General features: G+C 47.0%; 17 protein-coding genes. 7 read left to right on the forward strand and 10 right to left on the reverse strand.

Annotation, left to right across the window (positions count from 1 at the left end; all coding sequences use genetic code 11):
* Window positions 1–62: 62 nt before the first annotated feature.
* The gene (locus QUB13_RS26710; protein ID WP_333387153.1) at window positions 63–1,082 is read right to left on the reverse strand and encodes an RNA-guided endonuclease InsQ/TnpB family protein; all 1,020 of its coding nucleotides are present in this window, start codon (window positions 1,080–1,082) and stop codon (window positions 63–65) included.
* Between the two features lie 121 nt (window positions 1,083–1,203).
* On the opposite strand from QUB13_RS26710, the gene QUB13_RS26715 reads away from it, so the two are divergent.
* Both QUB13_RS26715 and QUB13_RS26720 read left to right on the forward strand, forming a co-directional pair.
* On the forward strand, window positions 1,204–2,133 hold the full coding sequence (locus tag QUB13_RS26715; RefSeq protein ID WP_333387156.1) for a RibD family protein: 930 nt from the start codon (window positions 1,204–1,206) through the stop codon (window positions 2,131–2,133).
* 287 nt (window positions 2,134–2,420) lie between these two features.
* Window positions 2,421–3,593 carry a GNAT family N-acetyltransferase gene (locus tag QUB13_RS26720; protein ID WP_333387159.1) on the forward strand — a complete coding sequence of 391 codons (1,173 nt, stop codon included), beginning with the start codon at window positions 2,421–2,423 and terminating at the stop codon, window positions 3,591–3,593.
* A 261-nt stretch (window positions 3,594–3,854) separates the two neighbouring features.
* Here QUB13_RS26720 and QUB13_RS26725 read toward each other — a convergent pair whose 3' ends face one another.
* Window positions 3,855–4,412, reverse strand: coding sequence for a hypothetical protein (locus tag QUB13_RS26725; RefSeq protein WP_194066647.1), 558 nt, complete (start codon window positions 4,410–4,412; stop codon window positions 3,855–3,857).
* Between the two features lie 192 nt (window positions 4,413–4,604).
* Window positions 4,605–5,963, reverse strand: a complete 1,359-nt coding sequence (locus tag QUB13_RS26730) for a sensor histidine kinase (RefSeq protein WP_333387162.1) — start codon at window positions 5,961–5,963, stop codon at window positions 4,605–4,607.
* An 11-nt stretch (window positions 5,964–5,974) separates the two neighbouring features.
* On the opposite strand from QUB13_RS26730, the gene QUB13_RS26735 reads away from it, so the two are divergent.
* The 5 genes from QUB13_RS26735 to QUB13_RS26755 all read left to right on the forward strand — a co-directional run bounded on the left by QUB13_RS26735 (window position 5,975) and on the right by QUB13_RS26755 (window position 10,990).
* Window positions 5,975–6,241, forward strand: a complete 267-nt coding sequence (locus tag QUB13_RS26735; protein WP_333387165.1) for a hypothetical protein — start codon at window positions 5,975–5,977, stop codon at window positions 6,239–6,241.
* 243 nt (window positions 6,242–6,484) lie between these two features.
* On the forward strand, window positions 6,485–7,330 hold the full coding sequence (locus tag QUB13_RS26740) for a M48 family metallopeptidase (protein ID WP_333387168.1): 846 nt from the start codon (window positions 6,485–6,487) through the stop codon (window positions 7,328–7,330).
* Between the two features lie 486 nt (window positions 7,331–7,816).
* Complete coding sequence (gene ftsH4 / locus QUB13_RS26745) at window positions 7,817–9,682, forward strand: ATP-dependent zinc metalloprotease FtsH4 (protein WP_333387171.1); 1,866 nt, start codon at window positions 7,817–7,819, stop codon at window positions 9,680–9,682.
* A gap of 309 nt (window positions 9,683–9,991) precedes the next feature.
* Window positions 9,992–10,435, forward strand: coding sequence for a hypothetical protein (locus QUB13_RS26750; RefSeq protein WP_333144136.1), 444 nt, complete (start codon window positions 9,992–9,994; stop codon window positions 10,433–10,435).
* A gap of 30 nt (window positions 10,436–10,465) precedes the next feature.
* Window positions 10,466–10,990, forward strand: a complete 525-nt coding sequence (locus tag QUB13_RS26755; protein WP_333387174.1) for a hypothetical protein — start codon at window positions 10,466–10,468, stop codon at window positions 10,988–10,990.
* 180 nt (window positions 10,991–11,170) lie between these two features.
* Here the strand turns inward: QUB13_RS26755 and QUB13_RS26760 are convergent, their stop codons facing one another.
* From QUB13_RS26760 to hemE, 7 genes are all read right to left on the reverse strand, one after another.
* Entirely contained in the window at window positions 11,171–12,070 is a 900-nt protein-coding gene (locus QUB13_RS26760) for a M48 family metalloprotease (RefSeq protein ID WP_333387177.1), read from the reverse strand.
* 196 nt (window positions 12,071–12,266) lie between these two features.
* A complete protein-coding gene (locus QUB13_RS26765; protein WP_333387179.1) occupies window positions 12,267–12,467 on the reverse strand; it encodes a type II toxin-antitoxin system VapC family toxin in 201 nt (66 codons plus the stop codon).
* A 12-nt stretch (window positions 12,468–12,479) separates the two neighbouring features.
* Window positions 12,480–12,668 (reverse strand): type II toxin-antitoxin system VapC family toxin, encoded by a 189-nt coding sequence (locus tag QUB13_RS26770; RefSeq protein WP_333387181.1) that lies wholly within the window; start codon window positions 12,666–12,668, stop codon window positions 12,480–12,482.
* Window positions 12,665–12,910 carry a type II toxin-antitoxin system Phd/YefM family antitoxin gene (locus QUB13_RS26775; RefSeq protein WP_333387184.1) on the reverse strand — a complete coding sequence of 82 codons (246 nt, stop codon included), beginning with the start codon at window positions 12,908–12,910 and terminating at the stop codon, window positions 12,665–12,667. Before QUB13_RS26775 ends, QUB13_RS26770 begins: the two co-directional genes overlap by 4 nt.
* Window positions 12,911–13,016: 106 nt before the next feature.
* Window positions 13,017–14,609: a B12-binding domain-containing radical SAM protein gene (locus tag QUB13_RS26780; RefSeq protein WP_333387187.1), complete on the reverse strand. Its 1,593-nt coding sequence runs from the start codon at window positions 14,607–14,609 to the stop codon at window positions 13,017–13,019.
* Window positions 14,610–15,224: 615 nt separating this feature from the next.
* Window positions 15,225–16,190 (reverse strand): NAD-dependent epimerase/dehydratase family protein, encoded by a 966-nt coding sequence (locus QUB13_RS26785; protein ID WP_333114618.1) that lies wholly within the window; start codon window positions 16,188–16,190, stop codon window positions 15,225–15,227.
* Window positions 16,191–16,389: 199 nt separating this feature from the next.
* Window positions 16,390–17,454, reverse strand: a complete 1,065-nt coding sequence (gene hemE / locus QUB13_RS26790; RefSeq protein WP_333387192.1) for a uroporphyrinogen decarboxylase — start codon at window positions 17,452–17,454, stop codon at window positions 16,390–16,392.
* Window positions 17,455–17,460: the final 6 nt, after the last annotated feature.

Consider the following 17,460-nt stretch of genomic DNA (forward strand, 5'->3'; position numbering starts at 1 on the left):
CAACCTAGGGGTCAAGTTTCACTGGATTAGTTATTTACGGATTGATTACCGAGATTCACTAATCAACGAATCGCACTACCGGAGATATTTAAGTCCTCCAAAGCAATCGCGTCAACGTCACGAGAGACTATTTTATTAGCAACTTTCCATTGGTAAGCTTGGCGTTTATCGCTAATCTTCTGGTGGAAAAGTCCTAGTCTTTTAGCAGCTTTTTTGCGGTTTTTGCTACCTTTTGCTTTTCGACTAACCCGTCTCTGCCTAATCCTCAGAGTGCGCTTAGCTTTTTTAGTAGTTGAAAATTTGGGATTTTCGATTTGAGTTCCATCTGATAGATGGACTAATTTCGTAATCCCCATGTCGCAGCCAATTACTTTGACGACATCTTTGAGAGGTTTCGTCATGTAATCGGGAACAGATTTGTCCTCAATGCGAACCGAAACATACCAACCATTTTGTCGCTTTCTTACGGCGCAAGCTTTAATAGTAAAGCCATTGGGAATTAGGCGCGAGTTGTGGAAACGCATCCAACCTAATTTGGGTAAGTAAATCTTACTACCTTGGGTTTTCACTCCCATCACGAAAGTAAAGGAAGTGAAGTTGCTACGGTTCTTAAACTTAGGAAAGCCACGCCCGTCGAAGAAATTTTTATAGGCAATGTCTAGCCGTTTGAGGTTTTGCTGTAGAACAGTTGAGTCTATTCCGCCGAACCAGGGTCTAGCTGCTTTTAACTCGGGCAATGCGGTGATTTGAATGTCGCCTGGATTGCGCCGAGGGTTTTTAACTTTCCCATCTTTATCGGTTTTACTCATTTTCCAGGGTTCGCCAGTTGCACCATTTTTACTAACACAACTGGTCAAGGGACAAGCTTCACTTTGCATTCTAATATCGCAATAGTTACCTTGAATAAACTGCTGACTGTACTGAGTAATTCTGTCGTTGAGACACCAATTGTAATGGCTTCGCAACATATTTACCCAATTGGACATTTTTAATTCTTGTGTTGGATTTGGGCGCAACTTGTATACATAGTTTGTCAACAAGTCTGACTCCTCATTTTTTGAGTTATTATTAGTATATAGCAAAATACTTGTGGTTTTTAGTTTTTTATATTTTCTTAATCTTAATAGAGATGATTTAAATTTATACTTTTACTTACAAAGCCGTCCTATAAGGACGGGGTTTTCAACCCAATTCTCTGATAAATTGATAGATACAATCGATCGACCTTACACTACAGTAATACTGGCGATTAGTGCTGACGGTAAAATTGCAGATGCAGCCCGATCGCCCGCGAGATTCGGTTCTGCCAACGACAAAGCCCACCTCGAACAACAAGTCGCTGACAGTGACGCGGTTTTGTTCGGCAACGGCACTTTACAGGCCTATGGAACAACGATGAGAGTGATTTCGCCGGAATTGCTCAAACAGAGAGAACTGCACGGGAAGCCCCCACAACCGGCGCAAATCGTATGTTCGCGATCGTCGAAATTTGACCCGAATTTGCGCTTTTTCCAGCAACCGGTGCCGCGATGGCTGCTGACTGCGGAAGGGGAAGATGGGGAGAGGGGGAGATTGGGGGAGAGAGGGAGAGGGGGAGAGGGGGGGAGGGGGAGATTGGGAGAGGGGGAGAGAGAGGGAGAGGGGGAGAGAGGAAGAGGGGGAGAGGGGGAGATTGGGGGAGAGGGGGAGAGAGGGGGAGAGGGGGAGATTGGGGGAGAGGGAGGATTTGCAATTGAAACTCCAAGTAATTCGCCTCTTCCTTCTTCCTCCTTCCTTCTTCCTTCTTCCTTCTTCCTTCTTCCTTCGATTTTCGATCGCACTATCTATGCTAAAACCGCCGGTGGAGAGATTGATTGGATTGATGGGTTTCAACAGCTAGCAAGCTTGGGTATCAAACGGTTGGCGATTCTGGGCGGGGGAAAATTGGTGGCGTCTGTGTTGGCTGCGGGCTTGGTAGACGAACTTTGGTTGACGGTGTGCCCATTAATTTTGGGCGGCGCGGATGCACCGACTCCTGTTGAGGGAAAGGGTTTTTTGGCGGATTTGGCTTTGAAATTGGAACTTTTGGCGGTTAAACAGGTGGGACAAGAGGTGTTTTTGCATTATAAGGTCGATCGATCGCCGCACGTATAGCCTTTCGAGCTCTCGTATGAGGTACTATCGGGCATCGGGCAAACAGGGCATTGGGCATGGGGAATCGGGAATCGGGAATCGGGAATCGGGCATCGGACATCGGGCATACTACGCTTGAGAACCGCTATATAACATCAAGGCCCAAGAAACCGGGTTTTTTGCTGAATCTGGTGGCTGCGATCAAAGATGTTGCCAAAAACCCGGTTTCTGACGAATCGCGATTCCCAGCGATCAAATAATTGTATTAACTTAAATGAAGTTCGATCGCTCTACACAGAAATCTCCCTATGCTGGAACAGCCAAAAGCTCAATATTCTGTAGCCTGGATTAGCAAAATAGGCGAAATCCCCCAAGCCTCGTGGGATGCCTTGGCTATGCCCCTCAAAACTCCATTTCTAGAATGGGATTGGCTGAACAATCTCGAAATCTCCGGTAGCGCGTCAGGTAAAACCGGTTGGCTGCCGCATCACTTGACTGTGTGGCGCAACAAACAGTTGATTGCTTGCGCGCCGCTTTATGTCAAAAGCCACAGCTACGGCGAATTTGTGTTTGACAATCAGTGGGCTGATTTAGCTCAGCGTTTGGGTGTACAATACTATCCGAAGTTGATGGGAATGACGCCGTTTACTCCCGCTGAAGGCTATCGGTTTTTGATTGCTGAAGGGGAAGATGAAGATGAGTTAACGGGAGTGATGGTAAGCGCGATCGACCATTTTTGCGATCGCCACAATATCTCTGGCTGCAATTTCCTTTATGTCGATCCAGTATGGCGGCAGCGCATGGAAAACCACGGTTTCAGCACTTGGCTGCACCACAGCTATATTTGGCAAAATCAAGACTATCAAAATTTTGACGGTTATTTAGGCGCTTTTAATGCCAACCAGCGCCGCAATATCAAGCGCGAACGCAAAGCTGTTGACCAAGCTGGTTTGTTGGTGAAAACTCTGACTGGTGATGACATTCCCCAGCCGATGTTTTCTCAAATGTATGCTTTTTATGAGAATACTTGCGATAAGTTTGGTTGGTGGGGAAGCAAGTATCTGACTAAGCGATTTTTTGAACAGTTGCACCACAATTATCGCGATCGAGTTTTATTTGTCGCCGCTTACGATAAGGAAGATGACAGAGTGCCGGTGGGTATGTCTTTTTGTTTGTATAAGGGCGATCGACTTTACGGGCGTTATTGGGGCAGTTTGCAGGAAATTGACTGTTTGCACTTCGATGCTTGTTACTATACACCGATCGAATGGGCGATCGAGCGGGGTATCGAAACCTTCGATCCGGGTGCGGGCGGGCGGCACAAAAAACGGCGCGGTTTTCCAGCGATGCCTAATTATAGTTTGCACAGATTTTACAACAACCGTCTGGCACAAATTCTTAAGTCTTACATTGGTCAAATTAATGAAAGGGAACAGGAGGAAATTGATTTAGTTAATGAGGGTTTACCTTTTAATAAGTAGTCATTAGTCAGCAGTCAGCGGGCATTTGAGCAGGGGTCATTGGTAATTGGTAATTGCCATCCAATAACTACAGTCCTGGACGCATCGAAACCCAAGAAACCGGGTTTTTTATCTAATTTGCGGGCTGCAACAAAAGACGATCGTAAAAACCCCGGTTTCTGACAGCGCTGGCGTAAGTCCTAAACTAATGACCAATGACCAATGACTACTGACTAATGACTAATGACTACTGACCAATGACTAATGACTACTGACCAATGACTAATTCAAAAATACTCTCCCGTCTTCTTGAATTTCTAACGATTTTGTGTCGGAGCTCAAGTCTGTTGTAGCGCCAAAACTTACTTGCAACATTCCCGGCATTGCGGTGGCTTTGGGGCGAACTAACAACAATCCACCGTCTGGGCGCTGGTATGTGAGGGTGATCGGTACTTTGAGGTTTTGAAGCAAAATTTCCGATTGTTCGCCTAGAGTGCGCGGTTGGGTGACTCCTAGGACTTGATAATTGATCAGGGCATTGGTGGTATTCACGAGTTTAATTACTACCATGCCTTCGGCTGGCGTAAGTCGCGCGGCGGGCATCGGGAAGCGGGGAGGCGCGTCTGCTGGCGCTGAGGGCATCGGGCTCTGGTCGGGATTCATACCGCGCATCGGTTCGCTGACGGGCTTTCCAGTCGCGGGTTCTGGTTCGGAAACGGGTTTTCCTTGTTGGGGCGGGGGGCCGCCTGCTTGGGTAAGTGTCGCGAGACTGACGAGTAAACCGCCGCAGGTGGCTGCTACCAGGCTGATTTTTTTGAACGGTAGATTGTGGCGAAACATAAGTAACTCCTCACAAGTTCGATCGAGATTTTCTAACAAATAGCATGGTAATCTATGCCGGAAATGAATTTTAATAGTTGTGTTTGGGTGTGAGTTAGGAAGAATCAAGGTTTGAGGGGTAGATTTTTTTAACCGCAGAGGGCGCAGAGGGCGCCCAGAAGGGGAAGATGGGAAGAGGGGAAGAGAGGATTTTTAGAGGCTGATTTCTGCTGATTTGTGGGCGGGGAGGGTGACGGTGACAGCGGTTCCTCGATCGATTTGGCTGTCTATGCGGATTTGGCCGCGGTGGTTTTCGACAATTGCTTTGGTGATTGCTAATCCCAAACCGGAACCGGCGGCACTGCTGTGGGTGCGGGCGGGATCGGCGCGGTAAAATCGATCGAACAAATGCGGTAGCGCTTCTGGGGAAATGCCGGTGCCGGTGTCTGTTACTTTGATTTGCAGTACAGAATTGAGCGCGGACGAATTTCTTTTGTTTTTGACTGGAACCTGCAATTCTACTTCAATTTCGCCACCAGAGGCTGTGTACTGCACTGCGTTACTGACGAGATTGGTAAATACTCGCGCTAGTTGATCCCAGTCGCCCAAAACTGTAAAGTTATCTTCAAGCTTGGGGGAATCGATAATTTCGAGGGAAAGAGAGAGATTTTGGTGTCGGGCGATCGCCTGTTGTTCCTCAATTACTTCTATCAACAAAGCGTCGAGGGGAACCTCAACCCACTGCTGCTGCAGGATACCGCTGTCTTGTCTGGCTAAAAACAGCAAATCGTCAACCAACCGCCCCAAACGGCGCGTCAGGCGTTCGATTACCTGTAGCTGTTGGTGTTGCTGCGGTTCGATATCCGGTTCCGCCAAAGCTACTTGTACGTTAGTTTGAATAGTGGCGATCGGATTTCTGAGTTCGTGGGAAGCATCGGCGGTAAACTGTTTGAGACGGCCGTAAGATTCCCGCACGGGTGCGATCGCCAATCCCGACAGCAACCAGCCAATAGCCGCCACGCCAATTAAAGTTAAACCAGTCCCCAAAATCAAATCAAAAATTAATTGGCGGATCGGTTTTGTCACTTCAAACCAAGGATGGCTGACTCGCAAATATCCCAAAACTTGGCGGCCGATTTCCACTCGCTGCGTGACTTGTCTGAGGGAATAGTTTTGCTCTGAGTTTAACTTATTATTAATTACCCAAACTGTTTCGCCGGTGCGGTTAGCGTTAATCGGAATATTCAGCGGTTCCGACAAAGTAGACCACAGCAAATCGCCCGTAGGACTGAACCATTCTAAATCGATGTGGTCGTCTTCTACAGAATCGCTGCTGTCTCGAAAACTGGCTTGAATATTCACTTGAGACTTGGTTTGAGCAGTACCAAAAATTATTGGTTCGATCACAAGTGTGCGTTCTACTACTTCTACAACATGATTTAGAGTATCGTCAATGCGATCGATCAAAGTATTGCGGACGTAGAAATAGAAACCCGTGGCGAATAATAGTAATAACACGGCAGTAACGGCAGTGTACCAAATAGCAAGGCGGCGGCGAGTAGCTTGAAACATATTGCATTGCATTGCGAAGGAAGAAGGAAGAGGCAAGAAGGAAGAAGGAAGAGGGAAGTTCGGCAACGAGCAATGTACGGGATGTAACGGATGTAACGGATGTAAGTCCGTCGGAAGAGGGAAGAGGGAAGTTCGGCAACGAGCAATGTACGGGATGTAACGGATGTAACGGATGTAACGGATGTAAGTCCGTCGGAAGAGGGAAGAGGGAAGAGGGAAGAGGGGAAAAAAGAGCGAGATTATCTTCAAGCGATGTTGAACTAATAACCATTAAGTAACTATTAACTAACTATTCACAACTATAATGTTCTTATCTTCTGCTCTTTTTCTCTTCTTCTCTTTCTTAATGTCCTAGCGCTTATGCGTCGCTTTGCGTACTGCGTCTGGTTCGTTCAAAAAAGCCTTGTTCGCAAATTATCCAAAAAAAAATATAACAACTTTCGATGATTAATACTTCAGATAGATGTAAAAGTAGCTGTCAGTATGGTAATTTACTGGCGAAACTTTTTAGGTAAACGCCTGTGAACAAATTTTTATTCCGCGCTGCGATCGGGCTGTTAATGGCATTTTTTGGCGCAATTACCTATTTTAGCAGCAACGTAGAAAATCCTGTTACCGGAGAGAAACAACGGGTGCAGCTTTCACAGCGCCAAGAGGTAGTTTTGGGATTGCAGGCGCGAGACAAAATGGCGGCTCAATACGGGGGGCTTTATCCCAGCCAGAGTATTCAGCAGTATGTCGATCGAGTAGGAAAAAAAGTTGTCAACGGTTCGGATGCCAAAAAAGCAGGTTATCCGTTTCAATTCTACCTGCTGCGAGACCCCAAAACTGTCAATGCTTTTGCTCTTCCGGGGGGACCAGTTTTCATTACCGCCGGACTCCTGCGGCGGCTGAATTCCGAGGCTCAGTTGGCTGGTGTACTGGGACACGAGGCCGGTCACGTTATCGGGCGACACGCTGCGGAACACTTGGCAAAACAGCAGTTGGGGAGGGCTTTGGTAACGGCGGTTGGGGTGGCTGCTAGCGACGAGCGCGGTGGCGGCCAGCAGGCTGCATTAATTGCTCAAGCTGTCAATCAAGTTGTGAGTTTGCGCTACGGTAGATCGGATGAACTTGAGAGCGATCAGCTCGGTTTTCGGTTTATGACGGAGGCGGGTTACGATCCTAGAGGTATTGTTGAGTTGATGCAAATTCTCGGTGCTGCTAGGAATGGCGAAGCAGCACCAGAGTTTTTAAGTTCTCACCCCAACCCTGAAAACCGAGTTCAAAAGTTGCAAGCTTTAATCGCCCAAAATTACCCTAACGGCGTTCCGGCTAATTTGGTTTCTGGACGCGAAGAGTTTGCTAAGAATGTGTCTGGCGGTTAGCTAGAATTCTACTAAATTGAACCGCGAAGACGCAAAGCTCGCGAAGTAAGAAAAGAGAGAGAATGTTCAAGGGATTGTGAACTAATAAACCACCATAACTATTAATGATTGACAATAACAAGTCTGTTTTCTTCTTCTATTCCTTTGTGTCTTCGCGTCTTCACGATTTGTTTTTAATCCTAAATCACTGCTAGGTCGAACCGCGAAGACGCAAAGCTCGCGAAGTAAGAAAAGAGAGAGAATGTTCAAGGGATTGTGAACTAATCAATCACCCTAACTATTAATAATTGGCAATAACAAGTCTGTTTTCTTTTTCTATTCCTTTGTGTCTTCGCCTCGAAAGCGGTTCGTTTTCAATCCTAAATCACTGATGTCCGGTTAACCCACCCGATCGAGTGAGGAAATCCGCCAACGCACTGTGTACGTATTTGATGAGAAAATAAATGAATAAAACAGGTTTCAAGCAAAAAAGGATAACCGTTATCAATGGCAATTAAAGACCAGCCCAAACTACCTCGTTTTCGACTAATTAGCAATATTTTGTTATTGCTATCAAGTTTGTTTCTGCTGGCAAATATCTTTTTGCCCAACTTGTTTGGGGAGCAAATTCCGCGAGTTCCTTACAGCTTGTTCGTGCATCAAGTCCAAGAACAAGATGTAGTGCGAGCTTCGGTAGGACAAAATGAAATTCGCTACCAACTCAAAGGCGAAAACGACAAACCAGGTCAAGTGTTGTCAACTACGCCCATTTTTGACTTGGATCTGCCTAAACTTTTGCAAGAAAAAGGCGTTGAATTTGCGGCAACTCCTCCTTCTAAAAATGGCTGGATTGGCAGTGTTTTGAGCTGGGTGATTCCGCCGCTGATTTTTGTGGCGATTTTTCAATTTTTCATGAACCGGGGCGGTGGTGGGCCACAGGGTGCGCTGTCGATCGGCAAAAGTAAAGCTAAGGTCTACGTGGAAGGTGAATCAGCGAAAATTACTTTTGCTGATGTGGCTGGAGTAGAGGAGGCTAAAACTGAATTGGTAGAGGTTGTTGAGTTCCTGAAAACTCCCGATCGCTTTACGGCAATTGGCGCGCGAATTCCGAAGGGCGTGCTGTTAGTCGGGCCTCCGGGAACTGGCAAAACGCTGTTGGCAAAAGCTGTGGCTGGTGAAGCGGGCGTGCCGTTTTTTAGTATCTCTGGTTCGGAGTTTGTAGAACTGTTTGTTGGTGTTGGTTCTGCAAGGGTTAGAGATTTATTCGAGCAGGCTAAGAAGCAGGCTCCTTGTATTATTTTCATTGATGAGTTGGATGCGATCGGCAAATCTCGCAGCACTAACGCTGCATTCGGCGGGAATGATGAACGCGAACAAACTCTCAATCAATTATTAACTGAAATGGACGGTTTTGCTGCTGGCAATACTACGGTAATTGTGCTGGCTGCAACGAACCGCCCGGAAAGTTTGGATGCTGCTTTGTTGCGCCCTGGCCGTTTCGATCGCCAAGTTTTGGTCGATCGCCCGGATTTATCCGGCCGCGAAGCAATTTTGAACATTCACTCTCAAAAGGTGAAGTTGGGCCCGGATATTGACTTGAAGGCTGTCGCGGCTCGCACCCCCGGTTTTTCGGGCGCTGATTTGGCAAATTTGGTCAATGAAGCTGCTTTGTTAGCGGCCCGCAACAAGCGTCTCACTGTAGCGCAGGAAGACTTTTATGAGGCGTTTGAGCGCGTTGTAGCTGGCTTGGAAAAGAAGAGCCGGGTGCTCAACGAAAAAGAGAAAAAGATTGTGGCTTACCACGAAGTGGGACACGCAATGGTTGGTGCTGCGATGACTGGCGGCGGCGAAGTTGCGAAAATCTCGATCGTGCCGCGCGGTATGGCTGCATTGGGTTACACGTTGCAAGTACCGACTGAAGACCGTTTCTTGTTAGATGAATCGGAGTTGCGCGGTCAAATTGCAACTTTGCTGGGCGGGCGATCGGCTGAGGAAGTGGTGTTTGGTAGCATTACTACTGGCGCTTCCAACGACTTGCAAAGGGCGACGGATTTAGCTGAACGGATGGTGACAACTTACGGGATGAGTAAGGTTTTGGGGCCTCTTGCTTACGATCGCAGTCAACAATCGTTCCTCGGCGATGGTATGGGAAATGCGCGTCGTGCGGTGAGTGCCCAAACTGCTGAGGCGATCGACCAAGAAGTCAAAGAGATTGTCGAAACTGCACATCAGCAAGCTTTGGATATTCTGAAAGCAAATCGAGAATTGTTGGAAACAATTACGCAGAAACTGTTGGAAACTGAGGTGGTGGAAGGTGACGCACTTAGCGAATTCCTCGGTCAAGTGCGGCCTTTAGATAAGGTTGCGGCTTGAGTTTAACAGGGTTTAATTAAACCGCCGATGAACGCAGATGATTCCAAATCATCTGCGTTTTGCGATCGCACTCCACGATGAGCCGACTGAAACAGACAACGGCAAACGGACAAACCCGCGTTTGTGCGATCGCAAGTAATTGTATTAAGGGAGAGCAATCACAGGGCGCTCTCCCTGATACTCAAATCAAAATAAATGAGCAGTGACATCTCACGAATTAGCTGCAACAACAAAGAGCGATCGCATGAAACCAATGCAGCAATTACATTATGATTGGTTGGGCGATCGAGTTGGGCTGATAAAAGGCTAATGGCAAGACTCTATTATCGAGGCATGGCAGAAGAAAACGGTAAACCCAAAATGGGACGCAACGCGAGGCTACTGGGAGTCAGACCCAGTATTGACATTGATGTTGAGCAAGTGCCCAAAGAGTGGTTGGATGAACAAGGTTATTTACTACCAGAAACAGAACGCAAGTCTTCAGAGGAGTCTGTCACTGTAGCCATTAGAAACACAAAAGGAATGTCTGTATCCCTCTCTATCGAAGGCTTACCACCATTCCGCAAACCCCCAAAATTTGGCGGAACAGGAAAAGATCCTCTTTGGCAGATTGACGACAGCAAGATCCTCGGAGATATTGAAGCTGTGCAAGATAGTCCAACTCATGTGAGTATTTTGCCAAGCGCTACAATGCTTTTAGAGAAATATGAAGCAGCCCTGGCCCAGACACAGAGCGAATGGGAGAAAGTTTGATAGTTTAATTTACTCAACGGGAGAACAGCAATGGCATGGGTGTTTAGCTTATCGGCTGAATGTGGCACAAAGCAATCTGAAGCACAGCAATTTGCTCAATATTTCAATGAAATTTCTTGGGTTCTGTCAAACGGTAGACATTCCCAATGTCGGGCAGAAAGTTTTCAGGATAGAGAAGAAAATTGGTGGTGTAGAGTTTGTCCAAGTGGCATCAGTGAGATTGGAATTGACACTCCAGAAAGTGCTTATTTAATGACGGAAATAGGTATACTTCTGTATCAGAGTTTGCGGTTTGCTCCACCGTTTCGTTATGCTTTAGTTGGTATGGAAGTAGATGAGTTTAGAACCTACAGCGAATTGATTGAAGAGCCTGCCTTGGTTTTTCCTGGATTGGTTTTAGCTGAAGCTGTTTGGCAAGCAACGGGAGCATCTTCGGTTTTTCGATTGTTCAGTCTCGGATATGTTTGGAAGCCCTATGAAGGTGAAGTTTATAGACCACTACTAGGATCACCGGACTTAAAGCACAAGCTTGATGAATTGCTGAGCGTGGGGTAAATCCTTTTAGTGGAGGCATCACCCCGAACAGTAAATACCAAGCTGTGCGATGTTTGCAGAAATAGCGATCGCCCCTACCTATCGAATTAGTCGCTCCCTACAGTTATCATTACAAACATACAGAAACCCGGCTGCTTCAAACAACCGGGTTTCTAAATATTGTTGCTGCATTTTCGACGATCAAATTCCGGGCACGTAAGCCATAACAGGAGAACCTTGCTGCTGCTGCTGCGCGAGTTTCAAAAGCCGCTGAATCCGTTCTTCGGTAGAGGGGTGAGTGCGGAAAAGTGACTGCAAACCTTTAGTCGAAAAAGGATTCACAATCAGCAGCGGCGACATCGCCGGATTGCCGTGCATCGGAATTTCTCGGCTCATTTTTTCCAATTTTTGCAGGGCGTTTGCTAAGCCGATCGGGTTATTGGTAATTTCCACCGCACCGCTGTCGGCTGCAAATTCCCTTGTCCGAGAAATCGCCAATTGAATTACGGTTGCTGATAGCGGTGCTAAAATGATTAAAAACAGCAAACCAAAGGGATTCGGGCCTTGTCTGCTGTCCCGCGTCACCGGGCCGTAAAGCGCTCCAAATGTCAGAATTCGCCCGACAAATGTAATCGCGCCGGCGATCGTCCCTGCAACTGCTTGAGTCAGAGTGTCGCGGTTGCGGATATGCGTCAGTTCGTGGGCTAAAACGCCTTCCAATTCTTCGCGGGAAAGCAGTTTGATGATGCCTTCAGTAACTGCTATTGTGGCGTGTTCCGGGTCTCTTCCTGTGGCGAATGCGTTGGGAGATTGAGTCGGAACTACAAAGATTTTCGGCACGGGAATTTCGGCTTTGGCGCTCAGCGATGCTACCATGTCGTAGATTTCGGGAGCTTCGCTGCGGGCGATCGGGCGAGCGCGGTAAGCCATCAAAGCTGCCGTATCGGAATAGTACCAAGAGCTAAAACTGGTGAAGGCGCCTAATGCTAAACCGATGTAAAGTCCTTGCTCGTTGCCTATTAAATAATAGCTTCCTAAAACTAGAAGGCCGCTCAGAAGCCCTAATAGAGCTGCTGTTCTGATGTGATTTGTTCCTTGCATGGCGGGTTGGGGCGATCGCGAATTTTGATATTTTTGAGCTTGTTATTAGATTTTCATATTTTCGGGCGATCGCGCCTCTATCCGCCGAAATAACTGCTGCAATCAATAGTAGTATTTTGCCTCCTCAGTCATAAAAAGAGGTGGCTCTGCCACAGCATAGGACATTTCCAAGCAGAGCCTGGAAACGAGATTAATCTCACGAATTTGCTGCCCAAAGAATAGAAATATTCCTGTATTGCTTGAGCATTGAATCAGCACTCACCAGCGTCATCTCCTCTATCTGAGCCTGAGCAATCAGCATTCGATCGAAGGGATCGCGATGATGTAAGGGTAACGCAGCCGCTCGCAGGGCATGAGGTGCTGTAATTTCTAACGATCGCACATCTAACTGTATCATGCGCGTCGAAATTTAGGTATCTATGGGTTCTGGCAGCGGCAACTTTCCGATCGCAACTTTGATGCCCATTTCCCAGACACTAGCAACAGAAAACCACAATTCGTTCGTTTCATCGGCAATGTGTGCGATCGCCTCCTCATTCAATCGATCTGGTTGGGCAAACCACCACAAAAAACACTGCGTATCCAGCAATAGTTTCACTCTTCATTCCCCTCGAATGCGGTCAAAATCTCTTTTGGCAAAGGATCGTTAAAGTTTTCTGCCAAAACAAATCTCCCTCGATCTTGTCCTAAACAGGATCGTCGATTGGATGAAGTACGAAACGGAACCAACTTCGCAACTGGGATGCCTTCGTTGGAAATAATGATTTCTTCTCCCAGTTCCACACGCGACAATAGTCGTGAGAGATTCGTTTTAGCTTGATGGATATTTACAGTTTCCATGCTCTTAAAAAACTAAGTCTGTCAACTAATTATAACAAAATAAACGCAGACAATCTTACATTTATCTGCGTTTACCTGGGTTGATATGCGGTTGAATTCTCCAACCCTAAACCGCTTGCACTTCCTTTTCCTCAACAGCAACAGGTTCTTGATATACTGTTTGAGACTCATTAGCCAAAAAGTCAGCCAATTGTTCTTCGATTTCATCCCGCACAATTTGACGGTATTCTAGGAAATGCTCGTTGTGAGCGCACACTGTTAAATAGTGATCCCAAACTGCCGGATTGTTTCTGATAATGCTGAATAAATGATGCCAGAATTTCCACCGAGTTTTGCGTTTGACTCCTTGTCGCCACACTACGGTTAGCAATGCTCGCAAGTCGATCCAACTGGGGATTCTTGATGGTATATCTGCTGTAGGTGCACCCAACATCAAGAAGTGGCGGTAGGTGCGGTCTAAATATTTTTCAGCGTCGTAGACGTCAGAAAATGCTTGGACATATTCCCGCGCGATGTCTTCTAGCGGCCGCGTTGGAATGAAGTTCATCAAAGTTGTCTGGTTGAGGTTGCCAGATTTGTCGCGCAATCTGCCTTCTTTTGCTAGTCTGTGGGACAATGCAGTGTGCGGCAAAGCTTGCAGCATTCCAAAGGTTGTGCTCGGAATTGCGGCTGCTTCGGCAAAGTCTACAATCCGCTGACCTGCGCCTGGTTTTTCGCCGTCGAATCCGATGATGAATCCGGCCATTACTCGCAAGCCGGATTTGGCAATTAGTTCAACTGATTCGATTAGGGAATTGCGGGTGTTTTGGAATTTTTTGGTCATTTGCAAGCTTTCTTCGTCGGGGGTTTCAATTCCTAGGAATACTGCATTGAAATGACATTTCACCATCATGTCCATCAATTCTTGGTCTTGGGCTAAGTCGATGGATGCTTCTGTGTTGAAGTTGAAGGGGAATTTGTGTTCTATTTGCCAGACTTCTAAGTCTTTTAGCAACAGTTTGACGTTGCGTTTGTTGCCGATAAAATTGTCGTCTACCATGAACACGCCGCGCCGCCAACCTAGGTTGTACAGACAGTCTAGTTCCGCGATCAATTGTTGGGGATCTTTGGTGCGGGGTTTGCGGCCGTAGAGGACGATGATGTCGCAAAATTCGCACTGGAAGGGACAGCCTCGCGAAAATTGAATTGACATCGAATCGTAGGCGTCTAATTCCAGCAAATCGAAGCGGGGAACTGGGGTTGTGGTAACATCGGGTTTTACGCCGTCCGATCGATACATTCCACTTTTTTCGCCGCGCCCTATTGCTTCGACGAACATCGGCAAGGTGATTTCGCCTTCGTCGAGAATCAGGTAATCGATGCCCGCTGATTGGGGCTCTTCGGGTACGGAAGTCGGGTAAGGGCCGCCGCAAGCTACGGATTTACCGCGCCGTTTTGCTTCGCGAATGATGTCTAGCAAATCTTCTTTTTGGACAATCATTGCGGAGAGAATAACGAGCTCTGCCCACTCCCATTCTGCTTCGGTGATTTGTCTGATGTTGCGATCGACTAACTTAAATTCCCATTCTTGGGGTAAAATAGCTGCTACAGTTACCAAACCCAGCGGTGGCAGCAGCACTTTACGATCGACTAATTCTAGGATTTTCTCGTAAGACCAAAATGTTTTCGGGAACAGGGGATAAACTAGGAGAACTCGCATATTATGTTAAACCTCACATCAGTAAACAACTTGCGATCGGGCTGGCGGGGCGTGAGAGTTCGATCGGCTCTCAAGACTTAATGTTAAGGCTAAAATTACGATCTTGCACTCGATCGAATATCGGGCGAGGGGTAACACCCCCTAAAACCAATAAAACATCGCAATTTTTAGGTTGCAGTTCCCTGTTAAAGCTAGCAAATGCTGATATCTTATCGTATTTAACCCTTAATTGACGATAATCGCATTTAAAAAGCATCGGATTCAGACAAAAAAGAACTTGAAAAACTTACATTATTCGTAAAATGCGCCTCGGCGCACCCTACATATATCTGGTAAGGTACACATTGGCGTTCCCTCTTCCCTCTTCCGACTTCCTGATGACGTTGTACGGAAAGCAGTTGCCAGTTGTCAGTTGTTAGTTGTCAGTTGTCAGTTGTCAGTTGTCAGTTGTCAGTTGTCAGTTGTTAGTTGTCAGTTGTTAGTTGTTAGTTGTCAGTTGTTACCAATAACTAATAACTAATAACTAATAACTAATAACTAATAACTAATAACTAATAACTAATAACTAATAACTAATAACTAATGACTAATAACTAATAACTAATGACTAATGACCTACTTTACATTTTGATCGGGAATCCCGCTAGTTCTTAACATATCGGCAACTGTGCCGCAGTAACTCGGCATTCCGATGCTTTCGGGATTGACCAAATTTTTATAGGTAAAATGGCGGTAGCTGATGCAAAATCTGTCCCAAGCTGCCACCTGAATTCGGAACAGCCAAATAAAGAAATCGGCCAGCCAAGGTGACAGAGTAATCCGAAAAAATATGTTTTTATGCAAATACTGGCAAGCTTGTTCGACAACTTCGTTAGCTGTAATCGCCGGATTTCCTAGCACAAAATGCCGCGGTTCCTCGGAAGCTGGCGGATGTTCCACTAAATAATTAACTACTTTGGCAATATCTGCACCGTGGATGAAGTGAAAGCTTCCGTCTGCCTTAAACCAGCGAATTAAACCTATCCATTTGGCGACAAGTGGCAAACCGGATGACAGGTGAGAAACTGGTTTTTCTGCGTCTCCTCCCAATACTAAGGTTGGGTAGAGTGCGGTAATCGGAGGTACATTTGTCAATGTGGATAATTGCGTCATGCAATCGTATTTTGACCGAATATAATCTGTTCCCAGTTCGCCGGCTTCTGCGAGTAAGTTGTTGTCTCTACCGAGAATGCTGGCTGTTGAAAAGTAAATTACTTGCTGGCACTTTTCGGGCGAAAGTAGTTGAATTAGGCGCAGGGTTTTGGTGACGTTGACATCAAAAACTTCTTGGGTTCCTCCCCAAGCTGTGGCGGCTAAAATTGCTACGTCTATTGTTTGCAGGAGTTCGGCATGACGATCGATATCTTTCATGTCGCCTTGTATGATATGGATGCCGGGGCGGGCTTTCCAGTCGAATTTTAGCTTGTCTGGGTTGCGAACTAATAGGTAAAGTTCGTGGTTGGTCTCTTGAATCAAGGTTTCGGCCATGTAGTGACCGATACAGCCACTTGCACCCGTCACAAAAATTTTTTTGGGGTTCATTTTGCCGGAGGGGAAGAGGGGAGAAATGAGGGTTTTTTATGGTTGGGAAACGCTAATGCTTTAACTCGTTACCAGGCAGAGCCTGGTAACGCAGATCAGGAGGCTCTGCCTCCATTGTAGGCGAGGCAGAGCCTCGCTTGTAGGGTTCCGCAGGCAGAGCCTGGGAACCAGTTAACAAATATCGCAATCAAATCGCAAATTAAGCAGTAACTGCGAGCAATTTGTCGGCTTGTTTGGCGGTTTCAAAGAAGAAACGCACGTTGTCTTCGGGAGTTCCCGGTAACACGCCGTGTCCTAAATTGAGGATGTGTCCGCGATCGCCCGCTTTGCGAATTGTATCAAGAATTCGATCGCGAATAAACCCATGAGAACCAAACAATACACCGGGATCGAGATTTCCCTGAACGTTCATGTTGGGGCCCAAACGTCGGCGCGCGTCGGCCATATCAACTGTCCAATCGACGCTGATGATATCGGCGCCGGATTTTGTCATGCTTTCGAGGAGGCCGCCACTACCGCTGACTAACAGAATTAGCGGGGTGTCGGGATGGGTTTTTTTAACTTGCTCAAATACCTGTTTTTGGTAAGGTAAGGCAAAGGTGTCGTAGTCCTGCGGGGACAGTTGGCCGGCCCAGGAGTCGAACATTTGAACTACTTGCGCGCCGCAGTCGATTTGGTAGCGCATATAAACGGCGATCGCATCGGCGAATTTTGACAGCAACTGATGCAGTAAAGTTGGATCGGAAAATGCCATGTTTTTGATGATGGCATAATACTTAGAACCTTTACCCTCAACCGCATAGGCCGCCAGCGTCCAGGGCGCGCCCACAAAACCGAGCACGGTGGATTTGTTGCCGACTTCCGCGCGCAGGGATTGCAGGATTGTTTTGATAAACGGCAAGCTTTCTTCGGGATTCAGCGGTTGGAGGTTGTCGATTTGCTGCTGAGTGCGGATGGGTGCGTCGATAATCGGGCCTTTGCCTTCGGCGATGTCCATCTCGATGCCCAAACCGGGCATTGGGGTGACGATATCGGAAAACAGAATTACGCCGTCGGGTTGAAACGCGCGCCACGGCTGAAGGGAAACTTCGATGGCGACTTCGGGAATTTCGGAACGTTCGCGAAACGAGGGATACTTTTCTCGCAAATCTCGATAAGCCTTCATGTAGCGACCGGCTTGGCGCATCATCCACACGGGCGGGCGGTCTAGGGTTTCGCCGCGGGCTGCCCGCAACAACAAGGGAACTTCATTTAATGCCGACATTTTAAC

This window comes from Microcoleus sp. B4-D4, from assembly GCF_036705185.1.
Taxonomy (GTDB): Bacteria; Cyanobacteriota; Cyanobacteriia; order Cyanobacteriales; family Microcoleaceae; genus Microcoleus.